Source organism: Flavobacterium sp. 245, assembly GCF_004362055.1.
In the GTDB taxonomy this organism is placed as follows: Bacteria; Bacteroidota; Bacteroidia; order Flavobacteriales; family Flavobacteriaceae; genus Flavobacterium.
This window is the reverse complement of record NZ_SNXB01000016.1, coordinates 30,686-49,461: the sequence shown is the minus strand read 5'-3', so window position 1 is coordinate 49,461 and position 18,776 is coordinate 30,686. Positions and strand designations below refer to the sequence as shown.

Annotated in this window: 9 protein-coding genes; 1 reads left to right on the top strand and 8 read right to left on the bottom strand. The window is 31.7% G+C overall.

Features of this window, described 5'->3' with window-relative positions:
• Nucleotides 1-1,913 precede the first annotated feature (1,913 nt).
• From EV145_RS21425 to EV145_RS22505, 3 genes are all read right to left on the bottom strand, one after another.
• Complete coding sequence (locus EV145_RS21425) at nt 1,914-3,128, bottom strand: hypothetical protein (protein WP_133527225.1); 1,215 nt, start codon at nt 3,126-3,128, stop codon at nt 1,914-1,916.
• A 652-nt stretch (nt 3,129-3,780) separates the two neighbouring features.
• Complete coding sequence (locus EV145_RS21420; protein ID WP_133527224.1) at nt 3,781-4,185, bottom strand: hypothetical protein; 405 nt, start codon at nt 4,183-4,185, stop codon at nt 3,781-3,783.
• A 237-nt stretch (nt 4,186-4,422) separates the two neighbouring features.
• Nucleotides 4,423-4,584, bottom strand: a complete 162-nt coding sequence (locus EV145_RS22505) for a hypothetical protein (protein ID WP_166638503.1) — start codon at nt 4,582-4,584, stop codon at nt 4,423-4,425.
• A gap of 1,770 nt (nt 4,585-6,354) precedes the next feature.
• On the opposite strand from EV145_RS22505, the gene EV145_RS21410 reads away from it, so the two are divergent.
• Nucleotides 6,355-7,449: a Fic family protein gene (locus tag EV145_RS21410; protein WP_133527223.1), complete on the top strand. Its 1,095-nt coding sequence runs from the start codon at nt 6,355-6,357 to the stop codon at nt 7,447-7,449.
• Nucleotides 7,450-8,498: 1,049 nt separating this feature from the next.
• Here the strand turns inward: EV145_RS21410 and EV145_RS21405 are convergent.
• The 5 genes from EV145_RS21405 to EV145_RS21385 all read right to left on the bottom strand — a co-directional run bounded on the left by EV145_RS21405 (nt 8,499) and on the right by EV145_RS21385 (nt 18,770).
• The gene (locus tag EV145_RS21405; protein WP_133527222.1) at nt 8,499-13,205 is read right to left on the bottom strand and encodes a hypothetical protein; all 4,707 of its coding nucleotides are present in this window, start codon (nt 13,203-13,205) and stop codon (nt 8,499-8,501) included.
• Nucleotides 13,206-13,322: 117 nt separating this feature from the next.
• A complete protein-coding gene (locus tag EV145_RS21400; protein ID WP_208110925.1) occupies nt 13,323-15,782 on the bottom strand; it encodes a hypothetical protein in 2,460 nt (819 codons plus the stop codon).
• A 7-nt stretch (nt 15,783-15,789) separates the two neighbouring features.
• Nucleotides 15,790-17,133 (bottom strand): PKD domain-containing protein, encoded by a 1,344-nt coding sequence (locus EV145_RS21395; RefSeq protein ID WP_133527221.1) that lies wholly within the window; start codon nt 17,131-17,133, stop codon nt 15,790-15,792.
• Between the two features lie 61 nt (nt 17,134-17,194).
• Nucleotides 17,195-18,229 (bottom strand): hypothetical protein, encoded by a 1,035-nt coding sequence (locus EV145_RS21390; protein ID WP_133527220.1) that lies wholly within the window; start codon nt 18,227-18,229, stop codon nt 17,195-17,197.
• 310 nt (nt 18,230-18,539) lie between these two features.
• Nucleotides 18,540-18,770, bottom strand: a complete 231-nt coding sequence (locus tag EV145_RS21385) for a hypothetical protein (RefSeq protein WP_133527219.1) — start codon at nt 18,768-18,770, stop codon at nt 18,540-18,542.
• Nucleotides 18,771-18,776: the final 6 nt, after the last annotated feature.

The following is an 18,776-nucleotide window of genomic DNA, read 5'->3' as shown; positions in this document are numbered from 1 at the left end:
TATCCTAAATGTGGCCAATGACCACAATATTAGCAAAAATTGCTGTTACAGTTGAGGAAGTTCAAACGTGAAGGCAAGTTCATTTTGAAAGCATCTCCCCTATCAGATACGAAAAAAAGAAATTGTTACAATTATGAAAAGAAATTAAAGACCTGAAGACAGAAAGAGACATTCTAAAAAAGACTCTAAATATCTTCTCGAGCAGAAGGCAAGATATTAATTGATCAAAAAAAAAAATTCTCAATTATTTCCCGTTGGAAAAATGTGCAAGGTTTTTCAGATCATCCCCAACAGTTATCACAAATGGCTTAAGGGCCTTCCAACCAGCAAGGCGCTGCACAGAGTTTTCATAACATCCGAAATCTCCCGAATTTACCAGTGGAATGAATTCCAATATAGAAGTTCCAAAACTACAGAAGAATTGGATGTACTAGGTATAACAATTTCCTGACGCCTTGTTGCCAAGATTATGACAAAACATCAACTACAAAGGATTGAAAAATCGAAATTTAAAACCAAAAGCTGCTCTGACAATAACTCGACGAGATCAATAAAGAATTAATAACTTTTTAAGAGGAAAAAAGAAATCTAACAAAAACGATTCTTAATGTTTTGAACGAATTATGGCACTTTGCTTTTCACAAAATAAAAAACCAGTATTATTAATATTTACTGAATTTCAATTCGAATATTATAAGAACATATGGGAACCTAAAAATGTGGTTTAGGCTACAAATAAATTACAAAATTCTATTCAAAATTTTATAGCAATTTGTGATTTACATTACTATAAATATTATGTACTTGGAGTTACTCAAAAAAACTAAAAAAAGACAACCTGCCAAATCAAAAGATTTATAAAATTTTCTCTATTTTACATCTTTTCAATATTTATAATCTAATTAATTTTGTTTCATAATTACAGTTTTGTTTATCTTAAAACTCTGATTTCTTAGTAATACTATCAGCCAAAAAAAAAAAAAAAAAAAAAACGGTGTTAAGCTAGGCTATACCAACAATACTTCCAATAGTATTTTGGCTAAAAAACTGGAAACATAAGTACTTATTAAAGTGGCCATACATAAATTCTTTTGGATAAAATCTTAACTAGTTATCATCTCCAACAGTTTCATATGTAATAGACTATTCTTTATTAAAGTTGATCACAATTGTGCTACCTTCAAAAGCTTTCATTGCAGGCTCATAACCTCAATTAAAAAATTTGGGGGCATCTTCATTATAGTATCTATATTGTAATGTAATAACTTTTGACATCCCTTTCAGCGACCACTAAATTTCCGTCCTGCTCATCTCAGTGTAAATCTCTTTAAAACCATTCTAAAGTGTTTAGCTTAGAACGGGAAGCAAGTTCCAATTACTGCTCTCGGTAATTTGAGAAACATAAAAAGCTTTAATGGACTTTCCTTTTTCCTTAACAAAACTAAATCTCTTTTACATAAAACTCTGAACACGCTAATAAAAATACTGCACCAATCGTCAACTTTGATTACACTAATTCCTGTATTGTGATTTCAACCATAATAAAAAGTCCTGAATCAATACTTCCTATGTAGATTCCCTATTATCTAAACAAAGAAATGAAATTCGTGTAAAGGGAATTACTATTGTACCTTTCACACACCATGAAATTGTTTTAATATGTATAAGCGTTATCACACTAAAATTTTCAACTACATCATCATTATACACATATATTTTTTTTAGCAATTGCGAAACCTTTTGGATCAAAGTTCATGTTCCAATTTGATCTATCGTTTTATGCATGCCTCTTCAGTAAGATACAAATGTTCTTTATTTACAGACTTTTGATTGATAGAATACTTATCCTAGCTAACTAACAATAAGACTAATAACAAAAACAATACATCATTCATTTTCCTCCTATTATTATTTTATTTCCAACTTCCTTCTCCTTTATATTTTAGTAGAAATGGATTTTTAGGATCTATAGTAAAAATAGGTTTTTTATAAGTGCCTAATAAGTAACCTGTTTTTGTATATCCTTTAAGAATATCCGCGTCAGTAAAAGGAAGATCATTCAAATATATTAAATATTTATATAAATTAGCCAACATATCACGTTGGCCGCCTCCTATATCTCCGCCCAAACATAAATTACTAGAGTGGTCATAGCCGCTATGGTGCGAATATTCATGTGACCAAACTCCCATCAAACCTATATACTGTCTAACTACGTAATCAACTTCAAATTGAGAAGCCAATGGACCACCTCCCCATGGATTTTCTCCCCCAACCATTGCCATATTTAAAGTTCGGCCGTCAATATAATTACTATATACTTGCTCAATTTGAGCTTTGGTAAAATAATCATAAACACCATCAACATCTACAGCATTTCCATGCCAATTTAATGACCCATCCGTATCAGTTTCACCTTGTTCTTTTATATACTTATCATAATTCATGAAAGTATCATAATACAAAGGATGACTTAGCACATAGGAATAATTTATAATCATCAGTATTGCTTCCTTGGCCAGAACAGGATTCATCGGCAAGTATCTATCAGGTTGAATCTTGTGATATTGATCACTAAACTGGACTAACCGTGCTGATTTTATTTTTTTTAATTTAACATATAAGGGATCATTTGATTCTACTGAAAATTTAATCTCTTCAGAAGATAAGTCATTAATTTTATCAATTGTTACAGTTTCACCATTCTCAAGTTTATAATTATGTTTTCCATTAGCTAACGGAAGTTGATGAAAAGAACGATGAAAAGCAGGAACTTGCGAAAACTCATAAATTAAAAATCTCTTGTCGTAGTTTGCAAGCTTTGCATACACTTTTACATCCGTCAGTCCGACCGGGGAGTATAAGGAAATCTGTACGGAATCTTTTCCTTTCTGAATGACTTGCATCAGTTGATTTACGCGAAACCATCTATCTTTATTATCATACATTATTGAAGGACTTTCATCGTCCTCAAACATGGTCATTGGTCTATTCCCTTTAGGCAGGTCAGCTGCATTTATTTGCTTATCATAATTTGCTTTCTCTTCTGATGTATCCTTATTTGTACATCTAATAAAAAGGCTCATACATAGAACCAGAAATAAAAAATAAAATATATTTTTTCCCATAAGTCTTTGAGTTAAAATTTTAAAATCAGGAACAACATTCAAATAATTTACTGTCAATTATAAAAACTACCTAAATTGTTATTGCCTGTTTAATTTTTTTTTCATAATAATGAGATTTTTTATGTCCTTCTTCTCAAAATGAGTTTAAAAAGTACGAAAACCGCTTCCCATATATTAAACAGACTATAATAATTCAAACTCTAACCATTACTAATATTCTTGCTGCTTTTTAATAAAAAAAAAAGTAGTTAACGGTAATATTTATCAAATATCGTATCAAATTCTCCGATGAAAGTTTAATCCATATTATAGTAAAAGAAAAAAAATATGCGGTTTAATTTGGAATTATAAAAATTAGAACTTTCATTTTCTATTAAGTAATTTAGATTATAACTTACATACTATCTTACAAAATAATATTATTACTCATTTCTTTAAATCACTTATAACAACTATAAAATTGAAAGACCTTTACTCAATATAATTTGCTTTCTGAGGCTTAATGAATATCCTTTCTATACTCTTCCTTTTTAAATGCGTACTAATTCATAATTAATGATAAAAAAACGCAAAAAATTCCCACCAAAGCTTACTGCACAGAAACCTATAAGCAACTATAAATCAAACCAGTAATTCATTTTAAGATATATACTCAATTTTTAATAAAAATAGAACGATATCCATCAACAGAATTTTGCGCAAGTACTAAATTATTATTATCAATTTTTTCAATAAGATAAGTTACCCCCTCAAAAGATATCATATCATACTGCTTCTCATCAAAAATACTAATGCCTTTACTAAGCACATACTTATTAATTCTTATTTCAACATCGTTTTTGTATGTAATAATTCGTCCATCTTCGGTAAGAATAATCTTTTTTGAACTCCCTATAGTTTTAGGTGTTGATAAATAAGTTTTATTATCAACATGCACTGATTTTGTCCATTTCCATTTACCAACAATTGGAATAGAATTAACAGGTTTCTTAGTTACAACCGATGTACAAGAATAAAATACTACTGAGATTATAAAAAATTTTAAAAATAAATTCATTTTTTTTAATTATTTAATTACGTATTTAATTATTTTTTTAGCTGTTTTTTCTCAATACATTATCTAAAATTTCTTGCACTTCCATAGAAGAAGTTAAATTTTTATCATTTTTAAAACTCTAAAATGGACTAATTTTAAAGTACATATTTTTTAATCAAAATAATGATACAAATATTGGTCTTTGTTCTTTTGATAAATCAATTTTTTCGAAAAGTTATGCCGTCTTTAATTTCAAAATTATAATTTTAATTCAGCAATATTAAAATACTCATTCTCAAAGCTTTTAATATCACGCCCTAATAATGCTTTTTTCGCATTACAAGCAGAATTCATTAATAAAAATAATATTGCAATGTTTTCACTTTTGGATTCTTCCAATTCGGCATCTAAAACTTTCATTTTTCTCTAAATTTATTGAGTTACCATAATCTTTTTGGAATAAATACAACATCTTTAAAGTTGACTTATTCGTTACAAAAAATGGAATAATTTTTCTAGAATAATATGAATATAAATTCTCTTTGTGCATCTAAATTGGTACTCCACCCTTGAAGTTATATTTGCTCATTTTGAAATTTCAGTTATTCTAATTATAGAAGTTTCATCGCTCACATAGCATTATTCTTTTGTCCTTCACTTTTAATGAATTACCTTATTAGTTAATTACTATTATTGTACAATACAGTACTACCCAGCACACAAGTAAAAAACTTATAATTAAGCCTACTGTAAATATTCTCGATTTTTCTCGTTCGTTCATTTGTAATAGATTTAAAAATTGACACCACACCAGATACCCCCAATAATCAATGATTGTATATTAATAAAATTAAACTAAATTTCATTAAATTTATGCAGATATTTATCTGCGTGAAATTTCTTATCTTTAACTTAAAACCATCTAGAAAAGAAACTTTTTTGCATTAAATTTAATTGTATTAAATTCTCTCCTATCAGAAATTATAAAACAAATTTTACTTTTAATTCGATAAATTTTACATAAATTAAATCATCAAACTCACTTAAATAACAAACCCGAATAATAATTATCAAATTGATTTATAAATAAATCAATATTATTATTTTTTAAACTTCAATTATTAACTTACTGGAATAATGATTTCTAATAAATTTTAAAAATCTTTTAAAGAATCATATATATTAATTTTGTTACTCAAGTATTAATCTTCATATCCATCTTTTTTTAATAGAAGACTAAAACTTTCCTTTATTTAGAAATCCTCTTAAAAAAATTAGATTTTAAAATTTGACATTATAACCTTTTACACTATAATAATTCATTGTTTGAAATTTCATGGAATAATAAAACTTAAATATTCCTACCTGGCTTTTCATTGTATAAGAAATTGATAGCAATTACTAAACATATTTTGTATTAATCTTTTTAGATCAATTCACAATTTTATATATGTAAATATCATAAAAAGCACTATTACTTAATACCAAGATGTAGTTATCGGTCATATTCTCTGATTATCGGTCAATATTTGGTATTAATTAAGTTTCAAACTTTTATATTTTTTGTTATCAATTTGTTAGACCGCTCATCAAAATTATGCGCCTTGCAACTTTTATATTTTTGGAGTGGATACCTTTTTTGCCACAAAAAATTAAGGAAGTTTTTAAAAATATTTCACCCTACTAGTTTTGTGGCACAAGCTATTTGGTAAAGACTAAATATCCTGAAAATCAAACTCTAAAAGGTTTGGGGTCGAATCTGCAGCGGCCTTTCCACCACTTCTATGTCTGTTTCAGAAATCACCTATCATTTAGGTACTGAGCATCCGCAATCTTTTCACCGTCTTTTTAAAAACTGGAATTCAGCACCTTTGGAGTTCAGATAATCCTTTAATTAGTAATTCTTATCGAAATTTTACTACCTAAAAAGCTGTTGATTAATATTATACCACCTGAACTATTTTTCGGAAATTTGTTATAGACAATTTAATCTGTTAGCAGTAGTAATATAGTTTGTACTTATTTTAATGAATATCATTCATTAAGTCTAGAGTTATATTATTTATTAGATACGCTGCGGTGGTTAAAAATACAATCACCGCAAAAATGCGGTTTTAATTTAAAGTAATCACCGCAAATTTTGCAAATGCGGTAAATAAACAATAAATTTACCGCAAAATTGCGGTGGATATGTATATACATCAAAAAAAAGAATGGCCAACTTTTAAATGGAATTCAGAAGAAATTACAGTAATACTAGGAAAAGTCAGATATCGCCAAGGAAAAATCCTTGGACAGATGAAAGCACTTGGTTTTAAACTTCAGGAAGAGACTATGCTGCAAACACTAACTTTGGATGTTATAAAGTCAAGCGAAATAGAGGGCAAATTGTTAAATCATGATCAAGTACGTTCATCAATTGCTAGAAGATTAGGAATTGATATCGCTGGTACCATCAAGGCTGAACGAGATGTTGAAGGTGTTGTTGAGATGATGCTTGATGCAACTCAAAACTATTCAAACGATTTAACAGAAGATAGAATATTTGGCTGGTATGCTTCACTTTTTCCAACAGGAAGGAGTGGTATGTATAAAATCACCGTTGGGGATTGGCGTAAAGATCTTATGCAAGTTACTTCAGGTCCTATGGGAAGAGAGATAGTCCATTTCGAAGCGCCATTACCTGACGTAGTAGATCAAGAAATGCAGGGCTTTTTAAAATGGTTAAATAGTACAGCTGAAATTGATCCAGTTTTAAAAGCTGCAATTGGCCATTTATGGTTTGTTACAATACATCCTTTTGATGATGGAAATGGAAGAATAGCGAGAGCAGTCGCAGATATGCTTCTGGCCAGAGCAGATCAAAGCAGACAGCGGTTTTATTCAATGTCTGCACAAATTCAAAAAGAACGAAATGAATATTATAACATTCTTGAATCAACACAAAAAGGAGATTTGGATATTACACCCTGGCTGGATTGGTTTTTAAACTGCTTATTTCGTTCAATGGAAAGCACAGATATTACAATTGAGAAAATACTAGAGCGAGGACAGTTCTGGGAATCTCATAGAGATAAAACTTTTAACGGTCGTCAGCAAAAAATGCTGCAGGCTCTTTTAGATTCATTCTTTGGAAATCTAAATGTATCTAAGTGGGCAGAAATGACAAAAACGTCAACAGATACTGCTTTAAGGGATATCAAAGATCTAATAGAAAAGGACATTTTAATACAAGAGGGAGCTGGAAGAAATACGAGCTATAAATTAAAAAATCATAATTTTTAATCGAAATCAAAAACACAAAATTCAGCATTTTCATAGTAATACTTACTTAAGTAAGTTAGATCAAACTATCGGCAAAAAACAGGTGTTCATTTTGCGAAATTTTATCATATATTGACGATAGCGGAACTTTTTAAAACATTAAATACTAGCCACAATAATTAAAAATCAGTTCTAAATCATTTCGAGTTAGCAAACAAAACCAAGACAAATGAATCAATTTAACAAATAAAACACCTTATATTTACAACAAAAAGAAGGCTAGCAATCAATAGCGAGTCAATTGACTGAAAATCGAAACATTACACACGTAAAATTAACAATTTTATTTTCGTGGCAACATCGTGGCAACACAGGTTTAAGAAAAATAAAAACGCAGGAAATATGCGGGTTTCAAGCTTAAGGTTCGAATCCTGCTCTCCCCACCAAAAGGGTAAAAGAAGTAAAAAGGTCACTTTTTCAATCTTTTCAAAAACCCATAAAAAACGTGGTAAAACCTGCAAATCCTAGGATTCGCAGGTTTTTTGCTTTTAAGACACTTTTCAAACTTTGTAAAAATACTCAAAAGTTTTGTGGCAAAATCGTGGCACATATTATTTTCGAAAACAAGAAATGCAGCAAAATCAAGTGATTATGAGTTTAGGTTCGAATCGTTATGTATAATCTAAGAAAGAAATTTAAATTTAATTTTTTTGGCAGAATCCTGGCACTTCTCCTTTTACAAGAATATAAAATCAGTATTGACAAGGGCGGTCGACCTAGGGTTCGAAACTTCAAGGGAGAAAAATTTAGGCATAAATATTAGTTAGTCTAAAAAGGAAAAATTCTACATTCCTACACCTCTAAATTGAGATCAAAATCGCGGCACTTTTACTGTATTAAAGAATCAATATTAGCAAAATGAATTCCTATTAAAAAAAAAGCAAGTCGCAGAATGGCTTCGTAAAATGATTTTAATCAAGTCATCATAAAAATCAATACGATTAAATTCAAAAATATTAAAAAAAAAGACTGCCCTGAAGGACAGTCTTAAATATGAATTTTAATTTTCTCTACCTAAAATTATTATTGTTTTTATATTTATAAGTATAATCCGAGGATTTTTTACCTCCTGGTAAATTATACTTCATATCTATTTCGTAGTTGCCATAACGCATAAATAGATAATTGCTGTTTAAAAATTGTTTTGCTAAAGCATCATTGTTTACATCACCATTGACATAGTCATTTACAATCTGATTATTTAAATCAACCCAATCCTGTTTATACAATAAAGGCATATTATATTTAAAAGGAAAATTGCTTGTTGTCCAAGATTGATTTACATCGTTCTCAAGACTTGACATATAATAAGCACTAAGGGGAATTGCTTTTGCCGGAATTACACCCAATTCTGCTGTATCTCTGTTCGTTATTACATAAACTCCATTTAAAGGATAATCTCTGTAAAGAGAAGGAAAGATGTCAGTTGTATAATACTCATCATTAAGCTTCGATTGTGCTGCAATAAGAGGTACATTATCACTGTAAGTGGCACCTTGCAATTCTGTCAAATCAAAAGCTTCCTGACTCGTTATCGTATTGGTAAGATAGATTACATCAGAGTACAATACTCCAAAATTGTAGCTTTTTGTTGTTATTGCATTCATCTTAGAAGCAAATGTTTTGTATTTACTGGTTGTAAAAGAATAAGAAAGTCTATCAATATCTCCTTCTGATTTAGATAAAGCATCCGCCTGATTTTCTCTTACTTCAATATTATTTCCTCCGTCACTGATTGTGTTTGTTTTTTCTGTTGAAACAACATTGATTTGCTGTCCATCTTTAAGACTGCTGACAATTGAAAAGTTATATTTCTTCGCCTGATTAATATTAGGCAAATCGTAATTTACTTCATTTGAAGTGTTATTATAAACAAAAACTGCCACAATTTCATTTGAAGTTCCATCTTCATTAAATTTCACTTTTGTTTCCCATTTTCCATCTTCAAACAAATAATCTTGACCTCGTTTGAGCTGTATATATCCTTTAGAAAATTCTTCCTCCAGAAAATATTTTTGTTCTACCACAGGATAAGAATATTTTACGTTGGTAAGCGGAATATGATTAGGTGCATTTCCAGTGGTAAAAACTCTTTCTTCAAGTTCTTTTGCTACTTTTCCATCAACTTTTATGGGCTGAAAAACACCATTTACCATTTTTTGAAAACTAACCTCAACTTCTGCTTTAAGCGTTTTATTTGGTGGCAAAATATCTGTTGATACAAAATTGGCTTTATCTTTCATAGAATTCCATTCCAATACTCCAGGAATCTCTACAGTACCGTCTAAAACTTTAAATTTCTCCAATATCACTTTGTACGTAACATCTCCTTTGTCTTCTGGAATTACAAAAGCTTCATTTACCTTCATTGAAAACGCCGCTTGCGGTACGGCAAAAACATCTACATCTGTAGACTCTTTTTTAGGAGTTACATCAGTAATAAGCTTTAATCCTCCTAATGGCGAGGCATTTTCAAATTGACATACTTCTCCAATTTCCAATTTAAATCGGAACTTACCTTTAATTAAGCCTCCTAAAATATTCATATTTCCTGCCATGTATCCTCGCATCCAAACCGGATTCGGTAATTTTGCCTGCAGCAACACAGCAGCTCCGCCAGAAATAAGCGGTACTTTAAATTTTAAGAACGAAAGTTCAACTCCAATTCCAAGTTCTCCTTGAAGGTAAGCATAAGATTGACCGTTCGCATACCAACCGTTCAAACCGACTGTTTTTCCTGTATTCGAGCATCTGGCTTCCTGATAATCTTTCAACATAATATCGAATCCCATTCCGGCTTGAAAACGGGCATAGAAAAGCAAGAAACTTAAATCTCCAGTATCAAAATTTAAACTTGCTCCAAAAGCCATTCCTCCTCCATTTGCCAATGCATTTTCGTCACGCATATAATCTAATTCTTTAGCATCAACTCCTAAAATATTAGCTACTTCTGGCGGTGGCGGCGGACTTCCAGGAAGTAAAGTTCCAGCCATAAAATAACTTGTCGTTTTCAGGAAAACACCTGCTACACCAATCTTAATACCACAGCGATCCTCTGGAGTTCCAATATACATATACCAATCTTTGGGATCTTTATGAAAAACGGCCCAGCCTGCTCTTCCTCCTTCTCCAATACCCGACAAAAAGTTGCCCGGAGTATTTATAAAAACATCAAGTGAGCCGTGCAAAGAGTTATTCTGGAAATCAAATTCAATAGCGGAAGCTACCTTGATACCCACTTCTGCAGACAGATCGCCCGGCACCCCTTTTTTTGCTTTGGCAATATATTCACTTTCAAATGAGCCTTTTGGTTCAGGATCATCTGCTGCCATAAAGACTGCTTTTGAGACCGCATTCGAAACTACCTTATCCATTAAACCACTGATGCTTTTTGGGCCTGGTATCTTTGCAACGACATTTGCTTTTCCAAAAATGGCTAATTTATTAATACCTCCTTTTGAGTTAAAGGCAATTTCAAGACCAGCTTCACCATCGCAGATTGTTTCTGATCCAATATGAAAATAAATCAAAGCCTTAACTCCTAAATTTATTTTTTCATCTGGTGTATAACTCAATCCCGAGGGTGAAAAATCGGCAACTGCAACATCTGCATTTCTGTGCATTTTATAGTAAGCTCCTCCTCCAAAACCATTAATCATAAACGGAGCCGGTGTTGGCGGCCATTTTACAGAAGCATCAAAATACCAATATCTAAAAGTACTTTTTCCAAAAATAGCTTTGGCCTGCACAGTTACAACTCCTGCAACATCTACTTCTAATTCTGCATTAAAGCCATTTCCGTAAACAGGGTCTTTTTCCATCATAATAAGACTTCCCTTTATCGCCAGTCCACTGAATTTACAGTCAACACTGATCGCCGATAAATCTAAACCATTGTATTTACTTTTTTGCCTATAGCCGTCTTCATACATTTTGCCCAAAATACCTATTCGGGCTGTGGCTCCTGCTCCAGAGGTTCCATCCATCAAATTGATTCCCAAATCAAAATCGATTCTGGAGTTATTCTCGTTAATTGAAACGTTTATATTGCCAATAGAAACAGGGAAATTAGCAAAGCCAACTGTTCCTTTATACCCCATATTACGAACGGCAATAACTGGCGACACGGTCTGCAATTGTAAATTTTCAAAGGAAATTCCTTTAAAATCAACCATACGCTTGCCTTTCACTTCCGTTTCGTCTGTCGCATCTTTATTGGTACCAAAAGAAATACTTCCGTTTAAGTTCGCTTTGGGCAAAAATTTTCCATTTACCAATTTTAATTCGACGGAACTGTTTGGCAGCAATAAAGCCCGAGCTTTCCAGAGATCAAAAGAAATAGAATCTTTGGTGACAACCGTTAATCGCTGTTCTTCCATGGATATAAATCCGCTGTAAGCTAAGCCGGCTCTTTTGGTCTGAGGTGGTGCTTTTGGCGTTTTTTCAGTATTTCCATCCAACTCATCAAAAGTAGTTGCTGCTTCTGTGACGGCAGCGGGAGTATTGTCACTTTCTTTTTCCTTAGGCAGTCCTTTAGTTATTGGAAGTAATATTTGGCCGTTTAAATTTGCTTTTACAAAAAGATTAGCTGCTATTGTTACATCAATATGATCTAGAGAATAGGCCCATGATTTTTCTTCACTCGTTATACCTCGATCCAGCGGAAAAACATTATTTGCGAAAAAGGTTCCCGAAACGCCAAATTTGTCAATGATCAGATTTTGAGCCCCTACAGTGATTCTTTCTTTTTTAGAGGCACTGTCTGTGGTTTGAAATTCTTTTGGCAGCCCCACCTTAAAGGATTGAATAAACACTCCTTTCCAAGATTGCTGGCTTGGCATTAAAAGATTATTCTTTACATAATAATCGGGAAAGATAACTTTTGGATCATTTTTTAAATCACTTAAATCTAATACTGCATTGCTTACTAAAAACTGAAAATTGCCCTCATAATCTTTTCCGTTTCTTTTATCCGCCTGTACAAAAGGCTGCAAGGTTACGTTGACCAAAATATCATTCCAGCCTGTTGCGGTAAAATTAAAATCCCCTCGTACTCTATTGGGAATCTGAGCTACTTTTCCGTTATAATATATTTTCTCTACAGTTGTTTTTGTTTCGTCAACGGTTTTTGTTTTTGGATCGATAGGAAGTATAAGGTCTCTTGAAAACTCTACTGCACCAGTGATTTTCATTTCTTTAAAACCGTCGCAGTCGATCGTTACATAAGTTAAGTCATCTACATTTCCGGTAGCCATATCAAAACCGCCCATTAGCGAAACCTGCCATTTGTTCTCACTAAACGGAATATCGACATTTCCTAATAATACTAATTTGGCTTCGCCCATTATACCTCCCTGATGCGATAATTTCACATTATCTGCACCAAAAAACAATTGCATTGGCTGCCCATTTTTGTTCTTTTGCGGAATATCAACTCTGCAAAAAACGGTCAGAGTAGTATATTCTGGCGAAAAAACAGCTTTCGTAATTCCTATAGAATATTGAATATTGCTGACCGTATTACGAATTCCGATTGGCAATTCTACCAAATCCTGATTCGAGAACTTATCAACCCAGCGTTCTGTAGCTTCAATCTTTTCGATAGAGCTTGCAGCAGCAGCTACTTCTTTGGAAGCGGTCACATCCTGGCCATACGAAAAAACAACCGAAAGCATGATAAACAGCACCGATAATTGTATTTTGTAAAACTTTTTCATAAGCAAATAATCCTATTTTTTGGTAAAACAAAGCATTGTAACTTTTTATATTGAGCAACAAAAATTGAGATCGATTTGTAAATTTTAGATCTAATCACAAAGACCTCATTTTTATCCTTAATTAATCTTTAAATGTTTAAATTCAACTTCATCATCTTTTACATTTTTAAGTGCCAAATCGTGATAAAACGGAATTAGTTTTATTTTTAATTCCTCTATTACTTCAGCATCTGTTTTTTTGTCTTTCATCATTTTGAAGAAATGAATCAGCTCTTCTTTATTAAAAATGGAAAGATTTTCATTTTCATGAATTGCATCTGCAGAAGTATTAGCAAGTGTCGTGATCTCCTTAAGCATCCATCGATGAACCAGCAATGGTTGCAGCTTTTTATCTTTTCGCTCTACTAATTTTAAATAAGAATTATAACTCGTTTTGTTGGTTATATCTTTTGCATCTACTCGGTGCAACGGATGTTTATTGACTCTGCCCAGTGCCAAAACATAGGCACTTTCAAAACCTTCATCTTTACGAATCATTTCTGCTTCTAAACTTTTTACGGTTTCAAGCATGTACTGATTGTATTTGTCTAAAATGTCATTGTTTAAGTCGTAAGCTTTTAAATAATTTAAAGTCTTTTCTTTGAAACTTTCATCATCAGGTGTCAAAGTCGCCAGAGTTAACAAATGTTCTAGTTCATCTGCATCTTCTTTTGGAATTGGACGAAGCGCAAGTTGAAGATCTTGCAATTGTTTTATGATTTGATTTCTTGTTCCTTCATAAGTTTTATCCTTATGACTTATTTTTAGAATAGGATCTGAAACAATTTTCTCTTCTTTTTTAGCTTCTTTTTTGACTGGCAATTTTATTTTATCTATTGTGTAAGAATAATTTAATGTCGCATTTAAATCGTTATATTTCTTGCTTGCAGTGCTGCTTCTAAACATTGAAATAATACTCATATTAAAATTATGTTTTTGCAAAAGCACATAACTGTTGTTAAACTTAACTCCAAATACAGAACTAGAATTCATATCCCCTTGTGAGTTATTATACAAGATTCCTAAATTAGTATTCAGCTTATCTTTTAACAGCTTTTTTGATGCACCAATGGAAGCTCCCATTGCGGAATTATTATTTCTTCCTACTTGGTTGCTTGTATAATTCAAAGAGCTGTTTAAGGCTGCTTTTATCCCAATAAAATTTACCGAATGTGCCAAATTATAATTTTGAACTGTACTTGCCTGACCTTTTCGTATAATGCCTCCCTGCTCGTTGGCCTGACCCGCAATACTATAATTAAAGTTTAAATTTTGATTTTTCTTTTTCCCAAAAGCATAGGACATATTTATATTGGCATTTTGTGATAATTGCCTATAATCCAAAGTATCAGCTGCTACTACATTAGGATTGTTTATAAGTTCAAACTGATCCAGTTTTTTATTGGTATAAGTTGAAAAATTAGAATAACTGCCTGTGAAATTTATTTGATCTGTAATGCGATAATTCAAATTAATCGAACCCACAACGCGCTTTGTGTCTTGTTTTTTTGCTTTGGCTAAATCATCTCTCTGATATCCTAAACTTGTGGCGACCGTAATTTTATCCTGATAAAAAGGACGTGAAAAACGCAACGCAATATTTTCTAAATCGTTATTAAAATATAAAGCGCCCAACGTATTATAATTAGGGTCGATTCGCTCATATGTCAGTCCGATTATACTCTTTTGAATATTGTAATCAAAATTTACATTTAGGGCATTTAAGAAAGTTGTACTTTCTTTGGCAGCAAATAATTTATCTCTAAAACTGCCGGCTGAAATGTTTTTTGCCCGAGTATCATCAGTTAAAACAGATAAGGCATACTCCACATTCAAATTTAAATTTTTGATTACAGACGTGCTGAACAGTAAGCTGTTTACAAAATTTTCTTTTGGCGTAACTCCTTTATCCGTGGCAGAGAAGTTTAGCGAATTCACATCATCTTTGGCATAAAAACTAATCCATCCTATTTTATATTTTTCTCTTTCAAAACCTAATTTTGCTCCATATCCAAAACGCTGATAAACAGGGACACCACCTAAACCGTCTTCTGCTTGGACAGCTTTAAAAATCTGCCCTCCCATTAAACTAATCTTAAAAGGACTTCTCGGCGTAAGCTCCAACCCAGCTCCCCTAAATGGCAAACCGCTTAAAGTATAGGGTGAAAAACTCATACTCACATTGCCTATATAAGCCTTTACCCATTTGTATTTGGGCATAATACTTAATCTATTAAAATCAAAAGGAGCTGTATATCCTAAATTTTTTCCCTGATTGGTAATACTGTAAAACAATGGAACGCTAAAATTGAAGGCACTTATATTCAAGTTTCCTGAGAACAGATAAGTAAAAGGCTCTCGTGAGTTTGGCATAGTAGAATTATAGTACATCATATTTGCATTAATGTTACCTGTAACTTTAAAATTTGGTTTATAAAAATTCTCTAAGTCTACATCCTGAGCATATCCTTCCCCGCTTATAAAACAGACAAAAACAATACACAACCAAAACAAGACTTTCTTACTTTTTATCTTCATGTATTGGTTATTGTTTTTGCACTTTGATGTCGCATAAAATATAAGAACTCACTCCGTTTTTAACCATGTCTTTTATTTTAATTGCGCCTTTTCTTCCATCCTGAGTTTTAAACAAAATGATTCTTGGATAAGTAAAACCAAATTCTTGTGCTCCTGCTGCGCTGTAACTTATATTTAGAGATTTTATCGGGCTGTCGTTTGTCATGGCATCAAATTGACCTTCGGTGAAATTTAGACCACAGTTGCACAAGCTTTGAGAATTTATAAAAATGGTACTCTGTGCATTCTTCAATGCTAAAAAACCATAATTGTTTGCCTGATCTGGAGATATAAATTTATTCGATGTTAGATTGCTGTTTAAACCTTGAAAAACAATATCGATTAAACTGCTGTTTTCATTCGTAATTTCATTGGCTTTATAAACCTGTCTTGTAACTGTCGAAAACATTGCACCAATATTGTTACTGTTATGTGCCGCATTTATTCCTAATTTAATATTGGTCAAAGTGCGTAGATTAGTATCCGGCGCTACTGTAATAATGGTTTTAGAAACTTGACTGATTTTATCATTAGAAGCTTCTAAAGCAACTTCATGATTTCCTGCGCTTGTAAAAACAACTGTCGGATTTTCTTCTGTCGAAACCGCTGGATTACCTCCTTGAAAAGTCCATTTATAGGTTGTCGCGCTAGTCGATTTATTAGTAAAATTAATAATTACAGGAGCCTCATAATCATCATCTTCAAACTTTGGCTCGTATGAAAACAAACTCGCTAAAAGAGGAGCAACTGTTACGGTCTGAACTTTCTTTTCTGATTCAAAACCATTCGAAACTGTCAGCGTAATAGTGTGTTCTCCTGGGCTGGTAAAAATTACATTTGTCGGTGTTTTTCCTGTAAATGAAGCGGGCATTCCATCTTGAAATTCCCACTTGAATGTAAGTCCTTCTCCAGGTGTTGTATTTTTTAAAATTACCTCAACTGGCGAAAAATTGCTCTTAACAATTTCATGAGTAAATTCAATAGCAATTCCTTCTTTTATAATAACTGTTTTCGTAAATTCTTTACGCTCTCCATCAGCATTTGAGGCTTTTAATGTAATGGTGTAGGTTCCTTGTTTATTATAAAGTACTTCACCAGGATTTTTTAAAGCTGAAGAGGTAGGGCTTCCACCTTCAAAAGTCCATTCATACGTATCAGCACCTGTAATTTTACTGTCTATCTTGACAGTAACCGGTACCGATTCATCTTCGTTTACATAAGAAGCCGTAAAATCACCTTCTACAACTATAGAAGTTTCTTGATAACACGAAGCAACGATAATAAATAAGAGTAAGAGTAAAGTTTTTTTCATTCTGTTCGTATTGAAACACTACAGCTCTTTAAGAACTGAAGTGTTTTTTCTTTAAAGCATTTTATTTACTTGCTGCTTCGAATTTGGTTTGAAAATTTGAAATTTTAATTAATGCTGAATATCTGTCCAGCAGATACATATCATTATTTTTAATTTTCAATACTCTTGCATATTGTAAATCCAGCGTTTCATGTTTCTTACTATCTCCAATTTTTGTTTCTCCTTCTTTCACAGCAGACAAACTATTATTTTGAAGATCTAATTTAAAGAGCCCTTTATTGTACACAAGCACATAAAGATCGTTTTTCGAATCAAATGCCATATCAGAATATACATTGGTTGTACTTGAAATTAAAGTAGTTACATTCCACTCATTGTTTATATACTCGACTTTACGAATTGTTGAATTCAGATAATTTGCTGTCGCTGGATCATATTTATTGTCAATTACATACAAAACATTATTAAGAGAAATTATTCTCGACACACCTATGAAACCGGCACTTAAACCTTTACCATCTTTTATTTCTTCTTTTCCTGAACCTGCAACAAAAACATCTGTACCCAATTCTGGCACAATACGTTTTATACTTTTTGAATTGTAATCAAAAACAAAATAGGTCTTATCATTATTATTGCAAATTGCCGGCATTCTGCTTTTACTTGCAGTTGGAGAACTCGCAATTTTCATGGTATAATAAGAATTGAGATCTACAAAATTATTTTCAAAACGATATATTTTATCCGTATCAGCAACATCAAAAGGAGATGTCAGCAGTATTTCATCTGAACTTGTTATCGTTAGTACGCTATTAAAAAACTTTGAAAAAATCAGCGTTTTAAGTTTTGTGACTTTTCCGCTTAAATCAACTTTTTGCAAGTGAATGTTATAATCTGCATTCTCTTCTTGTCCAATAATATAAACCGAATTGTCACTGCTTACTACAAAGTCATTATTTGGTTTATCTATTTTGTAATCTATTTTTACTTCACCTTTAATTTCTTCAGGCTCATTGGAAGGTTTATCTCCTGAATCTGAACTGCAGCTGTTTAAAACTGATAAAAACACTACTGCTAGTAAAATTTTCTTTTTCATTCTTTTCATTTTTACACCTTAGCGGTGTCATTAAATTAATTATTGATTTGGGGTCTTAATTTTTAATTATTAAATCTTTTAAACCTGAATTTTATTAAAAAAACAAGGTTTTATTAACGCAACTAATAAGGTTAAAAATATTTTTTTCATGCGTAATTTTTTATTTTTTTGATTAATTATATATTTTTTATTTTCTGTCCCTTGCAGAAATCTCTTTTCTTATTAAATATTATCTTTTAGAAACTCATTTGAATAATCAATTTTAAGAGCCTTATTAATCATCAATTTTGTTAAATATTCTAACATGATTTTATTTTCCTGATGTCAATAAATTAATTGCTTCACGTTTTTGCTCCTCACTAATTAGTTCACTTATTTTATTTTTAAAAATAAAGTCTACAAAACTTTCAGGTAATTCAATAGATACTTTATCAACATAATAATTAAGATAATTAGGCCAAATCCAATAATCATCTGTTAAATATGATATTCCTCCAATAATATTAGAATCGTCTTTTATTAAAGAATATACAATCTGCATTGTGAC